Annotated in this window: 23 protein-coding genes; 14 read left to right on the top strand and 9 right to left on the bottom strand. The window is 63.0% G+C overall.

Annotated elements, in window-relative coordinates:
* Positions 1-244: 244 nt before the first annotated feature.
* Positions 245-1,072, bottom strand: coding sequence for a phosphoserine phosphatase SerB (gene serB / locus PQ457_RS05300; protein WP_420540982.1), 828 nt, complete (start codon positions 1,070-1,072; stop codon positions 245-247).
* A gap of 40 nt (positions 1,073-1,112) precedes the next feature.
* Between serB and miaA the strand changes: the two genes are divergently transcribed.
* From miaA to leuA, 7 genes are all read left to right on the top strand, one after another.
* Positions 1,113-2,081: a tRNA (adenosine(37)-N6)-dimethylallyltransferase MiaA gene (miaA, locus tag PQ457_RS05295; RefSeq protein WP_273618712.1), complete on the top strand. Its 969-nt coding sequence runs from the start codon at positions 1,113-1,115 to the stop codon at positions 2,079-2,081.
* A 245-nt stretch (positions 2,082-2,326) separates the two neighbouring features.
* Positions 2,327-4,069, top strand: a complete 1,743-nt coding sequence (gene ilvB / locus PQ457_RS05290) for a biosynthetic-type acetolactate synthase large subunit (protein WP_273618711.1) — start codon at positions 2,327-2,329, stop codon at positions 4,067-4,069.
* Positions 4,070-4,086: 17 nt separating this feature from the next.
* A complete protein-coding gene (gene ilvN, locus PQ457_RS05285) occupies positions 4,087-4,602 on the top strand; it encodes an acetolactate synthase small subunit (protein WP_168602881.1) in 516 nt (171 codons plus the stop codon).
* A 152-nt stretch (positions 4,603-4,754) separates the two neighbouring features.
* A complete protein-coding gene (gene ilvC, locus PQ457_RS05280; RefSeq protein WP_273618710.1) occupies positions 4,755-5,774 on the top strand; it encodes a ketol-acid reductoisomerase in 1,020 nt (339 codons plus the stop codon).
* Positions 5,775-5,848: 74 nt separating this feature from the next.
* A complete protein-coding gene (locus PQ457_RS05275; RefSeq protein WP_273618709.1) occupies positions 5,849-6,967 on the top strand; it encodes a glycosyltransferase in 1,119 nt (372 codons plus the stop codon).
* Positions 6,964-7,581 carry a TMEM175 family protein gene (locus PQ457_RS05270; RefSeq protein WP_273618708.1) on the top strand — a complete coding sequence of 206 codons (618 nt, stop codon included), beginning with the start codon at positions 6,964-6,966 and terminating at the stop codon, positions 7,579-7,581. Before PQ457_RS05275 ends, PQ457_RS05270 begins: the two co-directional genes overlap by 4 nt.
* Positions 7,582-7,783: 202 nt before the next feature.
* Entirely contained in the window at positions 7,784-9,460 is a 1,677-nt protein-coding gene (gene leuA, locus PQ457_RS05265) for a 2-isopropylmalate synthase (protein ID WP_273618707.1), read from the top strand.
* A gap of 192 nt (positions 9,461-9,652) precedes the next feature.
* On the opposite strand, the gene PQ457_RS05260 is transcribed toward leuA, so the two are convergent.
* The 3 genes from PQ457_RS05260 to PQ457_RS05250 all read right to left on the bottom strand — a co-directional run bounded on the left by PQ457_RS05260 (position 9,653) and on the right by PQ457_RS05250 (position 12,486).
* Positions 9,653-10,993 (bottom strand): pyruvate dehydrogenase complex E1 component subunit beta, encoded by a 1,341-nt coding sequence (locus PQ457_RS05260; protein WP_273618706.1) that lies wholly within the window; start codon positions 10,991-10,993, stop codon positions 9,653-9,655.
* Position 10,994: 1 nt separating this feature from the next.
* Complete coding sequence (gene pdhA, locus PQ457_RS05255) at positions 10,995-12,059, bottom strand: pyruvate dehydrogenase (acetyl-transferring) E1 component subunit alpha (protein WP_273618705.1); 1,065 nt, start codon at positions 12,057-12,059, stop codon at positions 10,995-10,997.
* A gap of 142 nt (positions 12,060-12,201) precedes the next feature.
* Entirely contained in the window at positions 12,202-12,486 is a 285-nt protein-coding gene (locus PQ457_RS05250) for an FtsB family cell division protein (protein WP_246869987.1), read from the bottom strand.
* A gap of 220 nt (positions 12,487-12,706) precedes the next feature.
* On the opposite strand from PQ457_RS05250, the gene PQ457_RS05245 reads away from it, so the two are divergent.
* Entirely contained in the window at positions 12,707-13,120 is a 414-nt protein-coding gene (locus tag PQ457_RS05245) for a PilZ domain-containing protein (RefSeq protein ID WP_273618704.1), read from the top strand.
* Here PQ457_RS05245 and PQ457_RS05240 read toward each other — a convergent pair whose 3' ends face one another.
* Both PQ457_RS05240 and PQ457_RS05235 read right to left on the bottom strand, forming a co-directional pair.
* Positions 13,121-14,494: a cytochrome P450 gene (locus tag PQ457_RS05240; RefSeq protein ID WP_273618703.1), complete on the bottom strand. Its 1,374-nt coding sequence runs from the start codon at positions 14,492-14,494 to the stop codon at positions 13,121-13,123.
* Entirely contained in the window at positions 14,487-15,605 is a 1,119-nt protein-coding gene (locus PQ457_RS05235; RefSeq protein WP_273618702.1) for a hypothetical protein, read from the bottom strand. Before PQ457_RS05235 ends, PQ457_RS05240 begins: the two co-directional genes overlap by 8 nt.
* Here PQ457_RS05235 and PQ457_RS05230 point away from each other — a divergent pair.
* Positions 15,604-15,888 (top strand): hypothetical protein, encoded by a 285-nt coding sequence (locus PQ457_RS05230; RefSeq protein ID WP_168602517.1) that lies wholly within the window; start codon positions 15,604-15,606, stop codon positions 15,886-15,888. The two genes, PQ457_RS05235 and PQ457_RS05230, sit on opposite strands and share 2 nt — an antisense overlap.
* A 244-nt stretch (positions 15,889-16,132) precedes the next feature.
* Here the strand turns inward: PQ457_RS05230 and PQ457_RS05225 are convergent, their stop codons facing one another.
* From PQ457_RS05225 to PQ457_RS05215, 3 genes are all read right to left on the bottom strand, one after another.
* Complete coding sequence (locus tag PQ457_RS05225; protein ID WP_168602516.1) at positions 16,133-16,825, bottom strand: response regulator transcription factor; 693 nt, start codon at positions 16,823-16,825, stop codon at positions 16,133-16,135.
* Positions 16,826-16,833: 8 nt separating this feature from the next.
* Positions 16,834-18,459 carry an ATP-binding protein gene (locus PQ457_RS05220; RefSeq protein ID WP_273618701.1) on the bottom strand — a complete coding sequence of 542 codons (1,626 nt, stop codon included), beginning with the start codon at positions 18,457-18,459 and terminating at the stop codon, positions 16,834-16,836.
* Positions 18,460-18,528: 69 nt separating this feature from the next.
* Positions 18,529-19,881, bottom strand: coding sequence for an MFS transporter (locus PQ457_RS05215; protein ID WP_273618700.1), 1,353 nt, complete (start codon positions 19,879-19,881; stop codon positions 18,529-18,531).
* A 229-nt stretch (positions 19,882-20,110) separates the two neighbouring features.
* Between PQ457_RS05215 and cyoA the strand changes: the two genes are divergently transcribed.
* Genes cyoA through PQ457_RS05190 form a run of 5 tightly spaced genes read left to right on the top strand, consistent with a single transcriptional unit; the run spans position 20,111 to position 25,012 of the window.
* On the top strand, positions 20,111-21,283 hold the full coding sequence (cyoA, locus tag PQ457_RS05210; RefSeq protein WP_273618699.1) for a ubiquinol oxidase subunit II: 1,173 nt from the start codon (positions 20,111-20,113) through the stop codon (positions 21,281-21,283).
* Between the two features lie 12 nt (positions 21,284-21,295).
* Positions 21,296-23,314, top strand: a complete 2,019-nt coding sequence (cyoB, locus tag PQ457_RS05205) for a cytochrome o ubiquinol oxidase subunit I (protein ID WP_273618698.1) — start codon at positions 21,296-21,298, stop codon at positions 23,312-23,314.
* Complete coding sequence (cyoC, locus tag PQ457_RS05200; RefSeq protein ID WP_168602511.1) at positions 23,314-23,928, top strand: cytochrome o ubiquinol oxidase subunit III; 615 nt, start codon at positions 23,314-23,316, stop codon at positions 23,926-23,928. The genes cyoB and cyoC overlap by 1 nt, the downstream gene beginning before the upstream one ends.
* The gene (cyoD, locus tag PQ457_RS05195) at positions 23,928-24,287 is read left to right on the top strand and encodes a cytochrome o ubiquinol oxidase subunit IV (RefSeq protein WP_273618697.1); all 360 of its coding nucleotides are present in this window, start codon (positions 23,928-23,930) and stop codon (positions 24,285-24,287) included. Before cyoC ends, cyoD begins: the two co-directional genes overlap by 1 nt.
* A complete protein-coding gene (locus tag PQ457_RS05190; RefSeq protein ID WP_273618696.1) occupies positions 24,287-25,012 on the top strand; it encodes an SURF1 family protein in 726 nt (241 codons plus the stop codon). The genes cyoD and PQ457_RS05190 overlap by 1 nt, the downstream gene beginning before the upstream one ends.
* Positions 25,013-25,020 lie beyond the last annotated feature (8 nt).

The raw sequence follows: 25,020 nt of genomic DNA, 5'->3' as shown, positions 1-25,020 counted from the left end.
CTCCGGCGGGCAAAGGGCCTCGGCCCTTTGCAATCCCTTTATGGGGTTGTGATCAGCCCACCACATCATCCCAATAGGGTGAATGAAAAAGCCTGCGGCGCTTTAACCCTTGAGGTTTCCGCGCCGCAGGCTTTCATTTTTCAAACGCCGCGCCGATCAACCGAGGCCGATACCGAACGCGACAAAGACAGTAACGGGATTGCAAAGGGTCCGAGACCCTTTGCCCGCCGGAGGCATCAATCCCTTAGCCCAAAACCCAATCGCTCTCCGCCACGCCCAGCAAACGCAACACCGCCGTCAGATCCCCGCGATCCACCCAGCCATTGGCCGCAGCGCGCGCCTTGGGCTTGGCCTCGAAGGCCACGCCATAGGCCGCCGCCTCGATCATCGGGATGTCATTGGCGCCATCGCCCGTGGCCAGAGCCACGGCCCCCTCGCCCAGCGCCGCCATTTCCTCGATCAGCGTCGCCTTCTTGGTGCCGCTGTCGCAGATCGGGCCGTCGAGCCCGCCGGTCAGTCGCCCATCGGCCACAGCGAGGCGGTTGGCCACCACGCGCTCAAAACCAAGCTGCTCGGCCACCGGATCGGCAAACTGATGGAAGCCGCCCGTCACCAGCACGGTGCGGCAGCCCTTTGCCTTGAGCGTTTCGACCAGCACCTTCGCGCCCTTCATCGGGGCGATGCGTTGGTCAAGGCAATCGGCAATCGCCTGAGCGGGCAAGTCCTTGAGCAGTCCGACCCGCTCGGTCAGCGCCTGGGCAAAGTCCAGCTCGCCGCGCATGGCGCGCTCGGTGATATCGGCCACGCGATCCTTGATCCCGGCAAAATCGGCCAGTTCATCGATGCATTCCGCCGAAATCATCGTCGAATCCATGTCCGAGATGAACAGTTTGGGAATGCGGATTTTATGATCCGCGATCAACGCGTCCGAGACGCCCACATGGGTGTCGATGGCCCCGCGCAGATCCTCCAGCGCCACGCCTTCGACAATGACTTCCCACACATTGCCGGGCAGTTCGCGCGCATCGGCCGAGGCCTCGCCTTCGCTCAAAGCCTCGAGCAACGTATCAATCCTTGCCGACAGGTCCCCGCAATCTGCTAATACGCGCGCAATGAGCACCGAAATATCCCTTCATTCCTCGACAGGCCCGTCAGCCCGCCCTTTGGTCGGCCTCATTGCAGGCCCGACCGCCAGCGGCAAGAGCGATATTGCCATGGGCCTTGCGCGCGCGCTGGAAAAATCCGGGCGGCGGGCCGTCATCGTCAATGCCGACAGCGCACAGCTCTATGCCGACCTGCCGGTTCTCTCGGCGGCGCCCTCGGCGCAGGAGCAGGCGGAAATCCCCCACCGCCTCTATGGCGCGTGGGATGGGGCGCAGAGCTGCTCGGCCGCCGATTGGGCGGCGCGCGCGCGCGGGGAGATCGCAGCGGCCCATGATGCCGGGATCACGCCGATCCTGGTGGGCGGCACCGGACTTTATCTGCGCACGCTGCTCTATGGCATCGCGCCGGTGCCCGACATCGCGCCCGAAGTGCGCGAGGCGGTGCGCGCCATGCCTGTGGGCGCGGCGCATGAGGAACTGAGCCGCCTCGACCCCGAACGGGCCGCCGCATTGCACGCCAATGACACCACCCGCGTCCATCGCGCGCTGGAGGTGGTGCGCTCCACCGGGCAAACCCTCGCCCATTGGCAGCAAAGGCTGGAGGGCGGGATTGGCGATGCCATCACGCTGGCCCCGCTGATCCTGCTGCCCGACCGCGACTGGCTGTATGAACGCTGCGACCGGCGCTTTGGGCTGATGGTAGAGCAGGGCGCGCTGGAGGAGGTCGAGGTGCTGATGGCGCGCGGGCTGGACCCTGCGCTGCCGGTGATGCGGGCGATCGGTGTGGCCTCGCTCGCGGCGCATCTGCGTGGAGACATGACACTGGACGAGGCGATTGCCGATGGCGCGCAGGCCACGCGCCAATATGCCAAACGCCAATACACATGGTTTCGCCACCAGCCGCCCGCGCAATGGCCCCGCGCGGGCCACACAAATGTCGCCTTAAAAAGTCATTTTGATATTTTATTTCACGATTAATCCTTGACGAGACATTTTGCATCACCTAGAGCCCGGGCCGTCATCGATAGACAGGCGTGGAATCGCCTGTGTGCCGGTGGGGCAAGGTCGGGTCAAACCCTGCGAAATGGCTGAATTTCGCGGTTTTGCACCATTTCCCCTCTTGCGCAGCAGGCCAAGCTTGGCCATGGCCGCGCGATTGTCGTGAGCACGCTCCCCATACGGGGCCGGTGGCCGCAAACATTGTGATAGAAGGATGGATTCCCGTGAGCCAAGAGCTGAGCGGTGCGCAAATTCTGGTTGAAAGCCTTGCCCGTCAGGGGGTCGAATGCGTATTCGGCTATCCGGGCGGCGCGGTGCTGCCGATCTATGACGCGTTGTTTAACGATGCACGCATGCGCCACATCCTTGTCCGCCACGAAGCGGGCGCGGCCCATGCCGCCGAAGGCTATGCGCGCTCCACCGGCAAGCCCGGGGTGGTGCTGGTCACATCCGGCCCCGGCGCAACCAATGCCGTCACCGGCATTGCCGATGCTTTCCTCGATTCGATCCCGATGGTGGTCATCACGGGTCAGGTCGGTACGCCGCTGATCGGTTCGGACGCGTTTCAGGAAGCCGACACCGTTGGCATCACGCGCCATTGCTGCAAGCACAATTATCTGGTCAAGGACCCGGCCGATCTGGCCAAGGTGATCGACGAGGCGTTCCAGATCGCCACGACGGGTCGCCCCGGCCCGGTCGTGATCGACATCCCCAAGGATGTCCAGATCGCCACCGCCCATTTCCCCGAAGGCCCGGTCCAGCGCCGCAACCGCTATCAGCCGCGCATGGCGGGCAGCGAAAGCGAGATCGCGCAGGCGGTTGAACTGCTGGCCAACGCCAAGGCGCCGGTACTCTATACCGGCGGCGGCGTGATCAACTCGGGGCCCCGCGCATCCGAACTGCTGCGCCAGCTTCAGGCGCTGAGCGGCGCGCCGGTCACCTCGACGCTGATGGGTCTGGGCGCGTTTCCGGCAGGGCATGACGACTGGCTGGGCATGTTGGGCATGCATGGCACGTATGAGGCCAACTGGGCGATGAATCAGGCTGACCTGATCGTCTGCATCGGCGCGCGCTGGGATGACCGCGTGACGGGCCGTCTGGACGCTTTTGCGCCCAATTCGACCAAGATCCACATCGACATCGACCGTTCCAGCATCAACAAGATCATCCGCGTCGATCTGCCCATCGTGGGCGATTGCGCGACCGTTCTGGGCCAGATGGTCGAGGCGTGGGGCAACCGCAAGCCGCAGGACCTGACCGCGTGGAAAGAGCGTGTGAAGGGCTGGAAGGCGAAGAAGAGCCTGTCCTATCCGCGCTATAACAGCACGATCGCCCCGCAATATGCGATCGAGCGCCTGTTCGAGCTGACCAAGGACCGCGATCCCGTCATCAGCACCGAGGTCGGCCAGCACCAGATGTGGGCGGCGCAGTATTTCCACTTCTTCGGCCCCAACAAGTGGCTGACGAGCGGTGGTCTGGGCACGATGGGCTATGGCCTGCCCGCGGCCATCGGCGCGCAATTGGGCAATCCCGACAGCCTGGTGATCGACATTGCCGGTGACGCCTCGATCCAGATGAACATTCAGGAACTGGGCACCGCCACGCAGTACCGCCTGCCGGTCAAGGTGTTCATTTTGAACAACGAATGGATGGGCATGGTCCGCCAGTGGCAGGAACTGACCTATGAAAGCCGTTATTCGAACAGCTATTCGGACTCGCTGCCCGATTTCGTGAAGCTGGCCGAGGCCTATGGCTGGAAGGGCATCCGCATCCAGAACGAGGCCGAACTGGACGCAGGCATTCAGGCGATGATCGACCATCCCGGTCCGGTGATCGTGGATTGCTGTGTTCACAAGGAAACCAACTGCTTCCCGATGATCCCCTCGGGCGCGGCGCATACCGACATGATCCTCTATGGCGACAATGTGGCCGGGATCATCGACGATGAAGCCAAGGCGCTGGTGTAAGGAGGGCGAGAGAGATGATGAAGATCAAGCACGCCGCCGAGGAACGCCATGTCCTGATGCTGGTGGTCGACAATGAGGCGGGCATTCTGGCCAAGATCGCGGGCCTGTTCACCGCGCGCGGCTATAATATCGACAGCCTGACCGTCTCGGAAATCACCGAGGACCATTCGACCAGCCGCATCACCATCGTGACGCATGGCCCGCCCGATGTGATCGACCAGATCCATGCCCAGCTCGACCGCCTTGTGCCCGTTCACAAGGTGATCGATCTGACCGAGGAAGGCCCCTATGTCGAGCGCGAGCTGGCGCTGGTCAAGGTGGTCGGCAAGGGCGAGAACCGGGTTGAGGCGCTGCGCCTTGCCGATGTATTCCGGGCGCGCCCGGTCGACACCACCACGCAGAGCTTCATTTTCGAACTGACCGGCACGCCCGACAAGATCGACATGTTCGTCAGCCTGATGAACGAGTTGGGCCTTGTCGAAACCGCCCGCACGGGTGTGGTGGGCATGGTTCGCGGCACGCGGAAATCTTAAAAGGGGCTCCGGCGCGCCCGGAAATCCTGAACTTGACCGGGGCGGCAGTCTGATGCAGATGCCGCGCCAAATCTGAAACCCGCCACCGACAGGTGGCACCTGTCCGGCCCCTTTGAAAGCGCCAAGCGCGGGGGCATTCAAGGGGAATTGCTGTGAAGGTCTATTACGACGCCGACGCCGATCTGAACCTGATCGTCAACAAGAAGATCGCCATCCTCGGCTATGGTTCGCAGGGCCACGCCCATGCGCAGAACCTGCGCGATTCGGGCGTGAAGGACGTGGCCATCGCGCTGCGCCCCGGCTCGGCCTCGGCCGCCAAGGCCGAAGGCGCCGGCTTCAAGGTGCTCTCGAACGCTGAAGCCGCCGCATGGGCCGACGTTCTCATGATCCTGGCCCCCGACGAGCATCAGGCCGCGATCTATGCCGCCGACCTGCACGCCAACCTGAAGCCGGGCGCGGCGCTGGCTTTCGCGCATGGCCTCAACGTTCACTTCGGCCTGATCGAGCCGCGCGCCGACATCGACGTCATCATGATCGCCCCCAAGGGTCCGGGCCACACCGTGCGCGGCGAATATGTGAAGGGCGGCGGCGTGCCCTGCCTGGTCGCCATCCACCAGAACGTGACCGGCAACGCGCATGACATCGCTCTGGCCTATGCCAGCGGCGTTGGCGGCGGCCGCAGCGGCATCATCGAAACCAACTTCCGCGAAGAATGCGAAACCGACCTGTTCGGCGAGCAGGCCGTGCTTTGCGGCGGCACCACCGCGCTGGTTCAGGCCGGTTTTGAAACGCTGGTCGAAGCCGGTTATGCGCCGGAAATGGCCTATTTCGAATGCCTCCACGAACTGAAGCTGATCGTCGATCTGATGTATGAAGGCGGCATCGCCAACATGCGTTACTCGATCTCGAACACCGCCGAATATGGCGACATCGTGACCGGCCCGCGCATCATCACCGAAGAAACGAAGAAGGAAATGAAGCGCGTTCTGGAAGACATCCAGTCGGGCCGCTTCGTGAAGAACTTTGTTCTCGACAATCGCGCCGGCCAGCCCGAGCTGAAGGCTTCGCGCATCGCCGCCAAGCGTCACCAGATCGAGGAAACCGGTTCGAAGCTGCGCGCCATGATGCCCTGGATCGGCGCCAACAAGCTGGTTGATCAGTCGAAGAACTAAGCGTTCCTTCCTGATCGCACGGAAGCGCGCCCGGCAGCCTTGCCCGGCGCGCTTTCTTGTTTATGGCTGGCGCGATGACGATGCGCGCCGACCATATCCTGATCTGTTTCCACGATTTCAACCGGGGCGGCACCGAACGTATCGCCCTTGGCATGGCGCGACGCTGGATCGACCGTGGGCGGCGGGTAACGATCCTGTGTGGCGCGCGCATGGGGGGGCTTGAGGATACGGTCGATCCGCGCATTGCGGTGGTCGAACTCGACCCGCCGCTGCCGCGCAGCCTGACCTCGCGCCTGCGACTCGGCCCCGCAATGGCGCCCTATGTCGAACGCCTGAAGCCCGATGTGATCTTCCTGCCGGGCAATTTCCATTTCCCGCTGATCCCGGCTTTGGCCAAAGTACGTGGTGCCGCCGCGCTGGTGGCCAAGATTTCCAATCCCGCCGTGCCCAAGGGCATCGTGGCGGGGCCGGTGCGCTGGCTGCTGCGCCGCTTTGCGGGCGATCTGGACGGGTTTGCCGCGATGAACACGGGCCTTGAGACCGAGATCCGCGCCATCGCGCCATGGGTGAATGTCTCGACGCTTTATGACCCGGTCTTTCTGGCCGATCATCCCACCGCCCATCGCCCGACCGGCGACCGGCTGGAAATCCTCTGGGCCGGGCGGTTTGAGCCGCAAAAGGACGCACCTCTGGCGCTCAAGACCATCGCGGCGCTCAATCGGATCACGCCCGCGCGGCTGACCATGCTGGGCGAAGGCTATCTGCGCCCACGCATGGAAAAGATGGCAGCCCGCATGGGGCTGGGCGAACAGGTGCGTTTCATGGGCCATGTCCCGGCCATCGACCCCTTTCTGGCCGAGGCGGATGCGCTGTTCGTCTCCAGCACGTTTGAGGGCGGCCCCGCCGTCGCAGTCGAGGCGCTGGCCCATGGCGTGCCGGTGGTTTCGACCGATTGCTCGCATTTCCTGCGCGACATCATGGCCATTCCCGATGCGGGCATGATCGTGCCATGCCGCAAACCCGATCCTCTGGCCCATGGCCTGCTGACGGTGGCGCGCGCGCCCCGCCCCTCGCCCGCGCTGCTGCGGCCGCTGATCGCGCGTCTGGCGGCTGATCCTTGCGCCGATGCCTATCTGGCGTGGTTCGACCGGGTGGTGCATGATCGCGCCGCAAACCGAACGGAGGCCCCATGAGCAACAGTGAACTGGAAAGCCGCGGCAGTATCGGGCGGATTGAGGCCTTTTCCGATGGCGTGCTGGCGATCATCGTCACCATCATGGTGCTCGAACTCCACGCTCCGGCCGAGGAAGGCTGGCAGCCCCTGCTCCGCCTCTGGCCGGTCTTTCTCGCCTATGTTCTCAGCTTCACCTATGTGGCGATCTATTGGGTGAACCACCACCGTCTGCTGGCCCATGCCACGCGGGTCACGAACCGGCTGGTGTGGAACAATATGGGGCTGCTCTTCACGCTCTCGCTGGTGCCTTTCGCCACGGCCTATCTTGGCGAGCATCATTTCAGCAAAGACGCCACGATGCTCTATCTGGGCGTGATGCTGACGCCTGCGGTCTGTTATCTGCCCTTGCAGGCCGATGTGCGCCGCCATGGCCACCGCACCCCGATTGCCGAGGCCTATTACCGCACCAGCATGCGTAAAGGGCTGGTCTCGACGCTGCTCTATATGGCCGGCCTTGGCCTTGCCCTGTGGCATCCATGGGCAGGCATTGCCTGTGCGGGCGCGGTGGCGGTGCTGTGGTTCCTGCCCGCCGGGCCGGTGGACCGCCTGTTCGAAGCCTGCGGCGGGGCTTGAGCCTTTCGCATCGCGGCGCAATCAAGACTTTACTTCGCGCCGCGATGGCGTCATAGGCTTTCCCCATGATCGCTCACCTGGACCTTACCCTGCGACTTATCCGCCCTTGGGCGTGAGCTGGCGTGCCGGTTGAGCGCGCGCGGCGCTCAAGGGAGCAAGCATCAAGCCTCAAGTCGCATATCCAGCCTTACGAGATCCTGACATGTCCATGCTGAAAGACCCTTCGGTCAAGTATCGTCCGTTTCCGCAGATCAACATCCCTGATCGCACCTGGCCGTCCAAGGTGATCGAAAAAGCCCCCCGCTGGCTCTCGACCGACCTGCGCGACGGCAACCAGAGCCTGATCGACCCGATGGGCGCGGAAAAGAAGAACCGCTTCTTCGACCTGCTGGTCAAGGTGGGCCTCAAGGAAATCGAGGTCGGCTTCCCCAGCGCGGGCGCGACCGAATATGACTTCATTCGCGGTCTGGTCGATCAGGGCCGCGTGCCCGATGACGTGCTGATTCAGGTGCTGACGCAGGCGCGTGAGGATCTGATCAAGACTTCGTTTGAATCGCTGGCGGGCATTCATTCGGCCATCGTCCATGTTTACAACGCCGTTTCGCCGCTGTGGCGCAATGTTGTGTTCGGCATGGAAAAGCCGCAGGTGCGCGGCATCGCCGAAAACGCCGCCAAGCTGCTGCGCGACAATGCCGCGCGTTTCCCGCAGACCAAGTGGCAGTTTGAATATTCGCCCGAAACTTTCTCCACCGCCGAGCTGGATTTTTCCATCGAGTGCTGCGAGGCCGTGATGAACATTCTCCAGCCCACGCCGGAGAACCCGATCATTCTGAACCTGCCCGCGACGGTCGAATGCGCGACGCCCAATGTGTACGCCGACCAGATCGAGTATTTCTGCCGCAACCTGCCCAATCGCGAAAGCGCGGTGATCTCGCTGCACACGCATAATGATCGCGGCACGGGCGTGGCGGCGGCCGAACTGGGCCTGATGGCGGGCGCGGACCGCGTCGAGGGCTGCCTGTTCGGCAATGGTGAGCGCACCGGCAACTGCTGCCTGGTGACCGTGGCCATGAACATGTACACGCAGGGCGTTTCGCCGGGTCTGGATTTTTCGGACATCGACGAGGTGATCCAGACTGTCGAATATTGCAACCAGCTGCCCGTGCCCGAACGCCATCCCTATGGCGGCGAACTGGTGTTTACGGCCTTTTCCGGCAGCCATCAGGACGCGATCAAGAAGGGCTTTGCCGCGCAGGAAAAGCGCAATGACCAACTCTGGGCGGTGCCTTATCTGCCCATCGATCCGGCCGATCTGGGCCGCTCGTATGAAGCCGTCATCCGCGTCAATTCGCAAAGCGGCAAGGGTGGTTTTGCCTGGGTGCTGGAGCAGGATCAGGGCCTGAAGCTGCCCAAGAAGATGCAGGCGCATTTCAGCCGCCATGTGCAGGAACTGGCCGATCAACTGGGCCGCGAACTGGTGGCCAGCGACATCTGGGATGTGTTCCAGCGCGTCTATCATGTGAATGATCCCCAGCATCTGCAACTGGTCGATTACGAGGAAGCACGCGCGCCCGACGGCACCCGCGTGTTCGCCGGAAAAATCGGCGTCGATGGCCAGGAACGCAGCGTCTCCGGGCGCGGCAACGGGTTGATCTCCTCGGTGGTCGCCACGCTGGCCGAACATTTCGGGGTGGCGATTTCGGTGAAGGATTATTCCGAACATGCGCTCTCGGCCGGATCGGAAGCCAAGGCGGCGGCCTATATCGAGGCCGTTGGTCCCGATGGCCAGACGGTCTGGGGCGTTGGCCTCGACAATGACATCGCCACCGCCTCGGTGCGCGCGGTCTTGAGCGCGGCCAATGCGCTGAAGCCTGCCTGACGGATCACGGCATCAGTAGAAAACAGAAAGGCCGGGGAGCGATCCTCGGCCTTTCTGTTTGTGTCCGTTACGCCTCCCAGCGCGTCATGCTGAACAGGTTTGGGCGTGCGGCCCAGAGATGCCCACCGCATAACAAAAAAGGCGCCCCTGCCTTGCGACAGGGGGCGCCTAATTCCTTAGCCGAAGCTCTGCTTAGCGATAGCAGACCTTCTTGACCGCTTCGATGATGCGCGGCGTGTTGATCAGCGCGGCCTTTTCGAGGTTCGCCGCATAGGGCAGCGGAACGTCTTCATTGCACACGCGGACCACCGGCGCGTCGAGATAGTCGAAGCCGTCTTCCATCGCGATGGCCGCGATTTCCGAGGCGATCGAGCAGGTCGGCCAGCCTTCTTCGGCCACGACAAGGCGGTTGGTCTTGGCCAGCGAAGTCAGCACCGTTTCCTTGTCCAGCGGACGCAGCGTGCGCAGATCGATGACCTCGGCGTCAATGCCCTCGCCCGCCAGCGCTTCAGCCGCTTCCAAGGCCAGACCCACGCCGATCGAATAGGACACGATGGTCACGTCCTTGCCCTCACGCATGATGCGGGCCTTGCCGATGGGCAGAACGTGATCGTCCAACTCGGGCAGTTCGAACGAGCGGCCATAGATCAGTTCGTTTTCAAGGAAGACGACCGGATCTTCGCTGCGGATAGCGGCCTTGAGCAGGCCCTTGGCATCCGAAGCGTCATAGGGCGCGATCACGATCAGGCCGGGCACGTTGGCATACCACGGGCCATAGTTCTGCGAGTGCTGAGCGCCCACGCGGCTGGCAGCGCCGTTCGGGCCGCGGAACACCACCGGGCAACGCATCTGACCGCCCGACATATAGTTGGTCTTGGCCGCCGAGTTGATGATGTGGTCAATCGCCTGCATAGCGAAGTTGAACGTCATGAACTCGATCACCGGGCGCAGACCACCCATCGCTGCGCCCGTACCGATACCGGCAAAGCCATATTCGGTGATCGGTGTGTCGATGACGCGCTTGGGTCCGAATTCGGCCAGCAAGCCCTGAGTCACCTTATAGGCGCCCTGATATTCGGCGACTTCCTCGCCCATCACGAAAACGCGCGGATCACGGCGCATTTCTTCGGCCATGGCGTCACGCAAAGCATCACGAACGGTCGAGGTCTTCATGTTGGTGCCATGGGGCACAACCGGATCAGCCGGACGAGGCGCAGCAGCAGGTGCCGCCGCCACAGAAGCAGCAGCCGGAGCGGCAGCAGCAGGAGCCGAAGCCGCAGGGGCCGCCTCACCTTCGCCGCCGATCAGCGCGATGACCGTGCCGACCTTCACGCCTTCGGTGCCTTCGGCGATCAGGATCGAACCGATGGTGCCTTCGTCCACCGCTTCAAATTCCATCGTCGCCTTGTCGGTTTCGATTTCGGCCAGAATATCGCCCGACTTCACTTCGTCGCCAACCTTGACCAGCCATTTGGCCAGCTTGCCCTCTTCCATGGTGGGCGAGAGAGCGGGCATCTTGAGTTCAATCGCCATCTCAGTAAGTCTCCACCAGAACGTCGGTATAAAGCTCGTTCATCGCCGGTTCGGGCGAATTTTCGGCAAAATCGGCCGCTTCGGTGCAGATGGCGCGGATGCGCTTTTCGATTTCCTTGAGCTTGTCCTCAGGAATGCCGCGATCCAGCAGGTCCTTTTTGGCCGCCTCGATCGGGTCGCGATGGTCGCGCACTTCGTTGACTTCCTCGCGGCTGCGATACTTGGCCGGGTCGGACATCGAGTGGCCGCGATAGCGATAGGTGTTGAGTTCCATCAGCACCGGACCATTGCCCGAGCGGACATGCTCGACCGCCAGATTGGCCGCGCTGCGCACTTCCAGAACGTCCATGCCGTTCACGTCCATGCCGGGGATGCGGAAGGCCGCGCCGCGACGATGGAAATGCGTTTCGGCCGACGAACGGTTGACCGCCGTGCCCATCGCATACTGGTTGTTTTCCACAACAAAGATGATCGGCAGGTTCCACAGAGCCGCCATATTGAAGCTCTCGTAAACCTGACCCTGGTTGGCCGCGCCATCGCCGAAATAGGCGACGCACAAGCCATTGTCCTCATTGTACTGATGCGCAAAGGCCAGACCCGCGCCCAGCGACACCTGCGCGCCCACGATACCGTGGCCGCCGTAGAACTTGTGGCTGGTGCTGAACATGTGCATCGAACCGCCCTTGCCGCGGCTGATGCCGGCCTCGCGCCCGGTCAGCTCGGCCATGATCACCTTGGGATCGATGCCATAGGCCAGCATGTGGCCATGGTCGCGATAGCCGGTGATCACGCTGTCGTGGCCTTCTTTCAGCGCCGACTGGATGCCGACGGCCACCGCTTCCTGACCGATGTAGAGGTGGCAGAAGCCGCCGATCAGGCCGAGGCCATACAATTGACCCGCACGTTCCTCGAATCGGCGGATGAGCACCATCTGCTCATAGAAATGCAGCAATTCCTCATCGCTGGCGGCATAGCGCCGATTGGCCTCATAGGCGGCCTGAAGAGCATTGAGGGAGTTATCGGCTGCGGCAGGCGCCGCATTCTGAGTTTTGCCGGTTCTGGCCAAGACGCTTCCCCTGAAGGTCGTTATGTTCAGCCTTGCCTATAGGAGTTAGACTCCATCCAGCAAACCGTCACATACGAATTTTGTAATGACCGCGCATCACTTCCAATGGCCCACTTGACAGAGGGCAGGAATCACCGCGCGATCAGTTCACCATCATGATGATCTCATCAGGATGCGCAACATTAAGATTTTTGCGCAACAATTCTCCGGCCAGATCGGGATCGGCATGACGCGGATCGAGCAGGTTGACACGGTTGCGCAATTCATCGCGCTGGACCGCCAGTTTCTGGATTTCCTGACGGCGCTGCTCCAGCAACTGGCGATTCTCGCTCCACGCCAGCAGGCCGCTGGGCCCGGCGATCGCCACGGCAAGCATGATCAGAAGCAGACACAGGGCCACACCCTGCGCCACAGCTTCACGCGCCATTTTCGGCCTGTGCATTCTTTGTCGCATAATTACCAAGAATCATAAATGGGTGCCGCTTTCAAGCGGGAACGCGCAGGAAACCGGGCAAAACCGCCGAAATTTTCGACAAACCCCCGGCCTTTCCCCTCGCCGCTATGTAAACCAACCTAATCCCCGGTTCAGGCCAACTTTGTCGGACTGTTTTAGAGAATCAGACCGCATTCCGCTTCAGGACAAAGTTATGTCTCAGCTCGACACCACCAATGATCCCTATGCTGACCAGCGCAATGCCCCGCGCAACAATCTGCTGCTTTCCTCTGTCTGTCACTGGCCCAACCGCCAGTTGGATGAACGGGTCAAGATCCGCAATGTTTCGGCCACCGGCCTGATGGCCGAGGGCACGCTGGGCGCCACTGTCGGGGAACAGGTCGTGCTGGAATTGCGCAATATCGGGGCCATCGAGGGCATTGTCGCCTGGGTTCAAAGCAACCGCTTCGGCGTGGCCTTTGCCCGGCCGATTGACCCCGTCCTGCTGCGCACCCCGGCCGAAGTCAGCGCCAAGCAGAGCGAAACCCGCGATTATTACCAGCGCGGCCCGGTTTCGGTGCTGAACCGCCAAGATGAAACAAGGACCGACCGCCTGCGCCGCATCTGATCAACGGGGACGCAGCACCAGAGTAAACCCGTCGCGCGGGCGCAGGGTCAACCGCGCCACCACCTCCGGCCTGCGCCGCCCGGCGGGAAATTCCAGCCGGAAATGGCGGATCACCTCGGCCAGAATCAGCGCCGCCTCCTGCTGGGCAAAGCCCGCGCCGATACAGATTCGCTCGCCCTTGCCAAAGGGAATCCACGCCTCCTTCAGCGCCTCGGCCCCCTCGGGCGTGGTGAAACGGTCGGGGGCAAAGGCATGCGGACAGGCCCAGTTGCCCGGATTGCGCTGAACCAGCCATGGCGCGACCAGCATCAACTCGCCCGCCCCGATTCGCTTGTCGCGCATGGTGACGGGCGCCTCGGACGTGCGCGGCAAAAACCCGACCGGCGGATAGAGCCGCAGCGCCTCACGATAGAGATTGCGCACGCCCTCCAGCGCCCTGACGTGCTCATAATCGAGCGGCCCTCCACCCGTCGCCGCCTCGATCTCGGCATGGAGTCTTTCCTGCATCTCCGCGCATTCCGAGAGCAGGTAGAGCGCCCAGCCCAGCGAGGTCGCCGTCGTCTCATGCCCGGCCAGAAAGATCAGCGCCAGTTGGTCCACCAACTCGTCAGCGGTGAACGGCGCCCCGCTGACCGGATGGCGCGCATCGAGCAAGGCGTCGAGAATATCGCGCCGCTCGCCTCGCCGCTGCGCCACCCGCGCCTCTACCATAGGCGCAAACACCGCCCGCACCTTCCCGCCCAGCCGCCGCGCCCGCCGCCCCAGCCCAAAACCGGGCAGCCGATATAGGCGCAGCAGATGCGCCCGCTGCGACACGCTCTGATATTCGCCAAAGGCGCGATAGACCGCTTCAGCCTCAGCCTCGCCCAATTCCACCGAAAAGATCGTGCGGAAGATCACATCGGCCGTCACATGCGTCATCAGCGGATCGACATCCACAGCCCGCCCGCATGCCGCATCAGCCTGCCCCCGCATCCGCCCGATCATGTCGCGCGTGGCCGCCGCCATCAGCGGAAAGGCGCGTTTCAGATTGGTGTGAACAAAGGCCGGATTGACCATCGCGCGCTGATGCGCCCATTCCTCGCCATTGCTGACAAACACGCTGTTGCCGATCATCGGGGAGAGCATGTCATGCACCATGCGATGCTTGGGAAATTGCGCCGCATCGTGCAGCACCTGCTCGACCAGGGCCATATCGTTGACCATGAACGCCCGCCCCGCTGGCAATTGCGTCACGCCCAGCTTCATCGTGTAGGCCCGGCCATGGAGCATATCGAGCCAGCTCTTGCACCAGCCCAGATAGAAGCGGCGCAGCAGCCCCGGCTTTTTGGCCAGAGGTTGCGGATAGGGCGGAGTGAAAGGGCATTCATGCATGGCGCTGCGCCTCAAACGCGGCGATGGATTGGCCAATCCGGCGCCCCGATGCCACCAGCGCCAGATAATCCACCGGCGATGCGCGATCCAATCGGCGCAGGTAATCGAAATGGGTCTGATATTTATCGCGCCGCCGCCGCGCATAGCGGGCCGGATCGCAATAGACGAACCATCGCGGGGTGATCTGCACCAGCCCCTCCGGCGCCTCCCTCGCCCGCCCAAGGCATGGCGCGACCAGCGGCACACAGGCCCCATCCGTGACCGAGGCGATATCCAGCCAGCGGAAATTCCCGGCAGCCACCGTGTCCAGCACCGCGCCAAACCACGCCGCATCCCCCCGGCAGGCGATGAGCTGCACCACGCTGCCCAGCGTTACCAGCGCGAAATGGTCGGGCATCGCCCCGCCCCGCCGCGCCAGCAGACGCGCCATCACCATCACCGACAGGATCGTCCCCGCCGAATGGGCGATCAGCAGCACCTCGTCCCAATCCTCCTCCAGCGCCGTAGCGATGCGCTCGGCAAAACAGTCGAGCCGCTCCTCCAGCCCCGGCGCCTCTTGTCGCGCAACAATGGTGCTGAAAATCACAAAGCGCAGCAGCCACAGGCTGTGCAGCCGCTTCTGCAGTTCCATCGCCAGCGCCCAACCCAGAGCGAGCGCCACCGGCAAAGCCAGCCACCCGCGCCCCAGCAAACCCCACAGGCCCAGCGCGAACACCACGGGCAGCGCGATATACAGCACACCGGGCAAAAACAGCGTCTTCCACCCCGCCCTGGGCCAGCGCCGCGCCAATTGCCAGTCCAGATGGCGGCACAGGTGCCAATAGGTCCTTATCCCCTGCCACAGCAGCGCGGGAGGGTGTTTGGCCCATGTGGCCCGGACGATATCGTCCCACACCAGAAATTCATGCGCGCCCGACACCGCCCCATCCTCACGCGCCAGCGTCCAGGCCACATTGCACCCCGCCCGCCCCCGGCGCGAGAGCCTCAAACCCTCCTCCTTGCGCGCCTCTTCGGCCAGCAGCGCGTGGTAATAGCGCGCCCCGCGCGGGTCATATCCGGGCAGGTAGAAGATTTTGCGCTTGAAAGCGGGCGCGGGCGCGGGTCTATCCATGGCCATGACCCAGCGCCGCTACTGCCTGTTCATGAATGGCCGGATCCACAACCGCAACATCGGGTGCAAACGGCATGACAATGCCTATGGCATCCGCGGCGGCGGCAATGGGGCGGACCGGCGCCGGGCAGACCACGCGCTCTATGCCCATATGCGCGAAAACCGCGATCCGCTGGCCCTGCCCGTGCTGGGTTTCACGCGTTTGTTCGGGTGGTTCTTCTTCAACTATCATGGCAAGCCCTGGCGCGGACAACTGATCCGCAAGCTCTTTCCGGGCTACTGAATTTGCCTCCTGCGCAACACAGGGCTTGCAACCGAAACGGCGGCAAGAATCAGTGTTTATGGCTTTTTTAGGTGCAAGCCATGCGGGGGCTGGATAGGCTGGGTATCAGAAAAACAAAACATGCCGGCCTTTGTCTGGCTTTCCGATCCGCAACTTTGTGTGGTCGCCTTCATCATCAACCTATCCCTAAGCGATATGAAGGCGGCCCCTTTCCTTTGTGCCCGTTTTCCTTCCGGCCCCGCAATCAGACCGACGCGGGCACCAGCAGACGATAACCCACGCCCGGTTCGGTCAGGATCATCTGGGGATCGGACGGATTGATCTCCAGCTTTTGCCGCAACATGCCGATATAGACGCGCAGATATTGCGGATCGGCTTCTGAGCGGCCCCAGCCCGCAGCCAGCAGGCGCTTTTGCGTCACCACCTGCCCCGCGCTGTCGGCCAGCATACGCAGCAGATTGTATTCCTTGGGCGAAAGTTTGATGAGATCGCCGCGCAGACGCACCTCGCGCGTGCCGAAATCAATGCTAAGATGGCCCAGATCCAGCCCCTCGGGCACCTCGATCAGATGCTGCCGCCGCCGCAGCGCCGAACGCACCCGCGCCAGCAATTCGCCCAGCACAAAAGGTTTGTCGACATAATCATCGGCCCCTTCGTCCAGCGCGGCGATCTTCTCGGCCTCCTGATGGCGGGCGGAAATCACGATGATCGGGGTCGAGGATGTCTCGCGGATCTTGCGGATCACCTGCTTGCCATCCATGTCGGGCAGACCCAGATCGAGCAGCACGACATCGGGATCGGCCAGCAGGAAACTGGCCAGAGCGGCGGTGCCGTCGCTGGCCACCGTCACCTCATGCCCCACCGCGCGCAAGGCCGGGCGCAGCGCCGTCACGATGCCCACTTCGTCATCCACCAGCAAGATATGACCGCTAACCATATGTTCCCTTATGCCTTCATGCCTGCCGCGCCCGGCGCCCGATCATCCGCGTCATCCGCCATATTGGCGCAAATTTCATCCTCATCCTCATCGGCCAACCGGCTCTGGTCCTGCTCCATCAGGGGCAGGATGATGGTGATGCGCGTTCCCTGCCCATCGCGCAGCGGCGATTCAAGTCTAATCCTGCCGCCCGAGGCCTGAACAAAGCCGCGCACGATGGCCAGCCCGAGCCCCGAACCTTGCGGCACACGGGCATCGCGCGCAAGCCGGTAGAAGCGGTCGAACACCCTTTCCTGCTCGGCAGGAGGGATGCCATGACCCTCGTCGCTGATGGCGATATGGCACCACCGGCCCTCGGGCATACAGGCAATGGTGATCGGGCGGCCCGCCGGACTGTAGCGGATCGCGTTCTGCAGCACATTGGTCACGGCCAGATCAAACAGCGTGGCATCGGTGCGCACCAGCAATTCCTGCGGCGGCATATGCAGCGTCATCGGGTGGGTCTGGCGATGCATCTGCACCCGGCCCATGATCGCGCGCAAACTCTCGCCCACCGGCAGCAGCGACCAGCTCAACCCCTCCTCGCCCGCCTCAAGCCGCGTCATCTGGAGCAGGTTGGTGGTCAGGTCATTGAGCCTTGCCGATTCTTTCACGATGCCGTCCAGCAGCTCATGCGAGGTTTCGCTGTCAAATTGCGCCCCGAAACTCAGCAGGCTCGCCGCCGAGGCGCTGATCGCGGTCAGCGGGCTGCGCAGGTCATGGCTGACCGAGGCGAGCAGCGCCGATTTCAGCTCCTCGGTGCGGGCATGGGCATGGGCCTCGGACAGGCGCAGCGACAGATCGATCCGTTCGAGCGCCAGCGCCGCCATCCGCCCCTGCGCCAGCATCAGGCCGATACCGCGCGCGCGCGCCGTGGCGCGGTCCACCACCATCGCCCCCACGCAATGCTCCCCCGCCAGCAACCGACAGCCGATCAGATGCTCATCCTCCAGCCATTCCGGCTCCCACAGCATCGCCGCCTTGGCCAGGGCGATCCATTCCGGGTCCTCTCCGCTATGGGCCACCGGCACGGCGCGCCCCTCGGTCATGCGATAAAGGCCCAGCGAACCGCCCTGTCCGGCCAGCAGACTGTCGCACAGGATGTCATGGACGGCCTCGTCGCTGCTGGCGCTCTGCAACTGGCGCGAGAGGGAGAGCAGGCTGGCCAATTGCTGGTTCGAACGGTTGGCGCGCGTCGCCTCGTCGCGCAGGCGGCCCGACAGCAGGCCCGAAATCACCGCGCAGAGCGCAAAGACCACCGGCGGGGCAAGGTCAGTGGTCCGGCTGATCGCCAGTTCAAACACCGGCTCGGAGACAAAGAAGTCGAACAGCAGCGAGGAAAGCAGCGCGCAGAGCAGCGAGGGCATCAACCCATAGAGCGCCCCCACCATCGAGACGCCCACCACAAAAACCAGCGAGGCATAGCCCTCGCCCAGCCAGGGGTTGAGCAGGATGCCCAAAAGGGAAAAGCCCCCGACCAGCCCCAGCGAGGCCAGATAGGGCCAGATCGGATTCGCGCGCATGGGATCGCCCTTGATCGCAGGGCGTTCAGGCTCGCTCACAGCCTTGAGGTCAAGAGAAAGGGGGCTTTTCACGCCCCCTTTCCTTTGCAGATCCAAGACCTGCGGGCAATGGTGTTGCCCTGCGCGATCAGATCGCCCCGATTAAACGGCTAACGACATCGGGCTCATCGCATTGTTGCGATTGCCCGCCAGTTCGCGGTTGGCCCACAGCGCGATCAGCGTGGCCGCCGCGCCCGAGAGCAGATAGGCCCCCGACGAGATCAGCCCATAGGTCGTGGCCAGTTTCAGCGCGATCAGCGGCGCAAAGGCGGCCCCCACCAGCCATGCGATATCGCTGGTCAGCGCCGAACCTGTATAGCGATGCTGGGTCGAGAAGCTGGACGCCACAGCGCCAGAGGATTGGCCAAAGGAGATGCCCAGAATGGCAAAACCGATGGTCATGAAGGCGACCTCGCCTCCGGTGCCCTGACCCAGCAATTGCGGGGCAAAGCCGGAGAAAGCCGCAATCGCCGCCGCCGAAGCGCCCAGCACCGCGCGGCGCCCGAAGCGGTCCGCCATATAGCCCGAGACGATGATCGCCATCACCCCGATCATGGCCGCGCCGGTTTCGATGATCAGGAACGAGGCGGGGCGCTCAGGCGTGTTGAGCATCACATAGGAAAGCGGAAACACCGTGACCATGTGGAACAGCGCAAAGCTGGCCAGAGGCGCCAGAGCGCCGATCAGGATGGTGCGGCCTTCCTCGCGGATGGTGACGATGGCCTTTTCCGGCTGCAGGTCGCGGCTTTCGAACAGGCGCACGAATTCGGGCGACTCCACCAGACGCAGGCGGGCAAAGAGCGCCACCACGTTGATGGCAAAGGCCACAAAGAACGGGAAGCGCCAGCCCCAGCTCAGGAAATCCTCGGTGGGCAGCGACGAGACGAAGAAGGCGAACATGGACGAAGCCACGATCAGCCCCAGCGGCGCCCCCAACTGCGGCACCATCGCGAACCATCCGCGGCGGTCACGCGGCGCATTGAGCGCCAGCAGCGAGGCCAGACCATCCCAGCTTCCGCCCAGCGCGAAACCCTGACCCAGCCGGAACAGGGCGAGCAGCGCGATGGCTGTCTTGCCCAGCGTGGCATAGCCCGGCAGGAAGGAAATCGCAGCCGTCGATCCGCCCAGCAAAAACAGCGCGATGGCCAGCTTGGCCGTGCGGCCGTAGAGTCGGTCGATGGTCATGAACACAAAGGTGCCCAAAGGCCGCGCGACAAAGGCCAGCGGAAAGATCGCGAAGGAATAGAGCGTGCCGGTATAGGCATCGGTGAACGGGAAAAAGAAGCTCGGAAACACCAGCACCGAGGCGATGGCATAGACGAAAAAGTCAAAGAATTCCGAAGTTCGACCGATGATCACGCCAATGGCGATCTCACCGGGAGAAACGTGATCGGAATGGCCGGCATGGCCCGAAACGACCCCTGCGGCCACCCCGTTTGAAACGGAGGTGGTCATGTTCAGCATCCCCAAAATCGGGCCGGTGTTTTCCCATGGGAACAACCCGGCTTTTCTCTTTAATTATGACCAGTCCACAAGGTTCCAAAACGCGCGGAAAACCGCAGATTTCAGGGCCTTTTGGCGGGCCTGAAATGAGACTGCATCAAAAGATCCATGATGGCAATCAAATTGATGGGACAATATGTCCTATCGCGGTTGCAGCATGAGCCTCCTACGCGCGGGCGTCATGAGCACGCAACCCACCCTCCTTCGTCACGCGAGCCGGCTCGGCAGCCTTGTCAGCCTCGCCTCGCTCTCCGCCTGTAGCCCGGTGGTGCTGAACCCCGCGGGCGACATCGCCAAACAGGAAGCCAGCCTGGTGGTCACGGCCACGCTGCTGATGCTGATCATCATCGTTCCGGTGATGGCGTTGACCGTTTATTTCGCATGGAAATATCGCGAAAAGGCCGGTGCGCGCTATGAACCCGAATGGCACCATTCGACCCAGCTCGAACTGGTGATCTGGGCCGCGCCGCTGATGATCATCATCGCGCTCGGTTCGCTGACCTGGGTGACCACCCACACGCTCGACCCGTTCCGTCCGGTCTCGCGCATTGCCGAGGGCAAGCCTCTTGCTGCGAATGCGAAGCCGCTCGAAGTCCAGGTCGTCGCGCTCGACTGGAAGTGGCTGTTTATTTATCCTGAGCAGAAAATCGCCACGGTCAACGAACTGGCCCTGCCGGTGGACCGCCCGGTGCATTTCAGCATCTCGGCCTCCTCGGTGATGAACTCCTTCTATATCCCGGCGCTGGCGGGGCAGATCTATGCCATGCCCGCGATGACGAGCGAGCTGAACGCCGTTTTGAACAAGACGGGCACGTTTGACGGCTTCTCGGCCAATTATTCGGGCGCGGGCTTCTCGCACATGCGCTTCAAGATGCACGGCATGACCGACGCCGATTTTGACCAGTGGGTCGCCAAGGTTGCCAAGGGCGGCGACGGCTCCAATCCCGACAAGGACAGCGCCGGCGCGCTCGACACCGTGGCCTATCTTCAGCTGGAACAGCCCAGCGAGAAGGAACCGGTCCGTCACTTCACCACCGTGGCCGACGGGCTGTTCGACAAGATCGTCAACCTCTGCGTCCGTCCGGGCAAGATGTGCGTGCGCGACATGATGGCGCTCGACGCACGCGGCGGCGCCGGCAAGGCAGGCATCTATAATGTCGCCGCGCTGACCTATGACAAGAATGGCCGCGAAACGACCATCCCGGTCATCCCCGGTCGCGCCGCCGAGCAGGCCGATGCCCGCACCAAGGCTTTCGTGCGCGCGATCTGCGTTCCCGATGGCGTGAAGACCCCCGTTCCTGCCGCCGCTGCCAAGCTGTCGCTGGCCGCCCCTGCGCGCACCCCTCTTAGCTGATAGCGAGATCCCATGATCCCGACCCATTCCCATTGGACACCGCTGCTGGGCCGCCTTGGCCCGGACGCGATCCCGACCGAGCCGATCGTGCTCGCCACCTTTGCGGCCGTTTCACTCGGCGGCATCGCGCTGGTGGGTGCGCTCACCTATTTCCGCCTCTGGGGCTATCTGTGGAAGCAGTGGTTCACCAGCGTCGATCACAAGAAGATCGGCATCATGTATATGGTGCTGGGGCTTGTGATGTTCCTGCGCGGTTTTGCCGACGCGATCATGATCCGCAGCCAGCAGGCGCTGGGCTTCGGCGGCTCTGACGGCTATTTGAACAGCCACCACTTCGATCAGGTGTTCACCGCCCACGGCGTCATCATGATCTTCTTTGTGGCGATGCCTTTCGTCACGGGTCTGATGAACTATGTCGTGCCGCTCCAGATCGGCGCGCGCGACGTGTCCTTCCCCTTCCTGAACAACTTCTCGTTCTGGATGACGGCGGGCGGCGCGGTGCTGGTCATGCTCTCGCTGTTTGTGGGCGAATTCGCGCGCACCGGCTGGCTGGCCTATCCTCCGCTCTCTGGATTGGCGTACAGTCCCGATGTCGGCGTGGATTACTACATCTGGTCGCTTCAGGTGGCCGGTGTCGGCACCACGCTTTCGGGCGTCAACCTGATCGCCACGATCATCAAGCTGCGCGCGCCCGGCATGACCATGATGAAGATGCCCGTCTTCACCTGGACCGCTCTGGTCACCAACATCCTGATCGTTGCCGTGTTCCCCGTGCTGACCGTCGTTCTGGCCCTGCTGGGTCTGGACCGCGTGTTCCACACCAACTTCTTCACCAATGACTTCGGCGGCTCGCCGATGCTCTATGTCAACCTGATCTGGATCTGGGGCCACCCGGAGGTTTACATTCTGGTGCTGCCGGTGTTCGGCGTGTTCTCGGAAATCGTCTCGACCTTCTGTTCCAAGCGCCTGTTCGGCTATACCTCGATGGTTTACGCCACCTGTGTCATCGGCATCCTGTCCTATTCGGTCTGGCTGCACCACTTCTTCACCATGGGTTCGGGCGCGTCCGTGAACTCGTTCTTCGGCATCACCACCATGGTGATCTCGATCCCCACCGGGGCCAAGCTGTTCAACTGGCTCTTCACCATGTTCCGCGGCCGCATCCGGTTTGAACTGCCGATGATGTGGACGGTCGCCTTCATGCTCACCTTCACCATCGGCGGCATGACCGGCGTAATGATGGCTGTGCCCGCCGCCGACTTTGTGCTGCACAACTCGGTGTTCCTGATCGCCCACTTCCATAACGTCATCATCGGCGGCGTGGTCTGGGGCGTGTTTGCCGCGATCAACTACTGGTGGCCCAAGGCTTTCGGCTTCAAGCTGAACCAGTTCTGGGGCAAGGTTTCGTTCTGGTGCTGGGTTCCGGGCTTCTGGATCGCCTTCACCCCGCTCTACATCCTCGGCTTCATGGGCGTGACGCGTCGTATGCGCGTGTTCGACGCCAGCTTCGAGCCGCTGCGCGTCTATTACTGGATCGCGCTCGCCGGCGCCTTCCTGATCGCGGCCGGTATCGGCGCGATGCTGATCCAGTTCGCCGTGTCGATCTGGAAGCGTGAAGAATACAAGGACGAAAGCGGCGATCCGTGGGGCGGCCGTACCCTGGAATGGGCGACCTCTTCGCCTCCGCCGGAATATAACTTTGCCTTTACGCCCAAGATCCACGACATCGACGCCTGGGCCGACATGAAGGCCAAGGGCGTTGCCCGCCCGGTCAGCGGTTTCCAGGACATCTACATGCCTCAGGGCACCTGGGCCGGTATCGTGCTGGCGGGTCTGTCGACGGTCTGCGGTTTCGCGCTGATCTGGCAGGTCTGGTGGCTGGCCATCGTGATGCTGGTGGGTATCGTGGGCACCGCGATCTTCCACACCTTCAACTATAACCGCACCTTCTATATCAAGGCCGACCATGTCGCCGAGGTTGAAGCTGCGCGCACGGCCCAACTGGCCGCGCTGGAAAAGGGAGCCGCGTAATGGCGAGCACCAACCTCACCGAGCAGTATTACGATCTGCACGAACACGCCCACCCGGACGGCTACAGCACCACGCTGGGCTTCTGGATCTACCTGATGAGCGACTGCCTCATCTTCGGCATGCTGTTTGCCACCTTTGCGGTGCTGGGCGGCAATTATGCCGGAGGTCCGGCGCCCAAGGATCTGTTCGACCTTCCGCTGGTGGCGCTCAACACCTCGCTGCTGCTCTTCTCGTCGATCACCTATGGCTTTGCCATGATCGCAATGCAGAACGGCAGCAAGAAGGGCCTGATCGGCTGGCTGATCCTGACCCTGTGCTTTGGTCTGGGCTTCCTCTCGATCGAACTTTACGAATTCCATCACCTGATCGAGGAAGGCGCCGGGCCGCAGCGCAGCGCGTTCCTGTCGGCCTTCTTCACGCTGGTCGGCACCCACGGTCTGCACGTGACCTTCGGTTCGATCTGGCTGGTCACGCTGCTGTTCCAGGTGGGCAAGCATGGCCTGACCGAGGCCAACAAGCGCCGCCTGTCCTGCCTCTCGCTGTTCTGGCACTTCCTTGACGTGGTCTGGATCGGCGTGTTCACCTTTGTCTATCTGATGGGAGTGCTGCGCTAATGGCTGACCACGCACACGGGCATGGCCACGAGCCTGCGTTCCACGCCACCACCAAGGATTACGTGATCGGCTTTGTCCTTTCCGTGATCCTGACCGCCATCCCCTTCTGGCTGGTGATGAGCGGCGCGATCGCCGACAAGTCGACGACCGCCATCGTCATCACCGCCTTTGCCGCGGTTCAGGTTGTGGTTCACATGATCTACTTCCTGCACATGAACGGCAAGATCGAGGGCGGCTGGAACCTGATGGCCGCACTGTTCACCATCCTTCTGGTGGCGATCATCCTGTCGGGCACGCTGTGGGTGATGTTCCACCTCAATGCCAACATGATGCCGGTCAAGATGGACGGCATGGGCTGATGAAGTCCGGCCTTTATGGCCAGCAAAAGGGGCGGCGCCGGATTCTTCCGGTGGCCGCCCTGCTGCTTTGTGCGGCGCTGTTTTCGGCGCTGGGCGTATGGCAGGTGCAAAGGCTGGCATGGAAACGCGCGTTGATCGCGCATGTGAACGAGGTTTCGACCGCCAATCCGGTCGAGGCGCGGCTGCTGCCGATGGCGCCAAGCAAGCGCGATCTGGCCGATCTGGAATATCGCCGCGTCTGGGCGCTGGGCCGGTTTGAACCGCAGGCCACCACGCTGGTCTCGGCGCTGACCGAGCGGGGCGCGGGCTATTGGGTGATGGCGCCGCTGCGCATGGGCGACGGGCGCGCGGTGTGGATCAATCGCGGCTATGTGCCGCTGGGCAGTACCGCGCTGGCCGAGGCCGCGCGCACGCCCATGGGCGAAGTGGCGATCACCGGCCTGCTGCGCAAAACCGAGCCCAAGGGGCGCTTCCTTCAGGCCAATGTGCCGACGCAGGACCGCTGGTATGCGCGCGACATTGCCGCCATGTCCGCCACGCGGGGGGTGAAGGGGCAAGCGGCCTGGTTCATCGATGCCCAAGGGCCGGAAATCCCCGGTCTCCCCATCCCCGGCCTGACCGTGGTGCAATTCCCCAACAGCCATCTGCAATATGCGCTGACATGGTTCGCCATGGCGCTGCTCAGCCTGTTTGCCATCTGGCTGGTCTGGCGGCGCCCGGCCTGATAAAGCGC

The organism is Novosphingobium humi, from assembly GCF_028607105.1.
In the GTDB taxonomy this organism is placed as follows: Bacteria; Pseudomonadota; Alphaproteobacteria; order Sphingomonadales; family Sphingomonadaceae; genus Novosphingobium; species Novosphingobium humi.
This window is presented reverse-complemented; position numbering and strand designations above follow the sequence as displayed.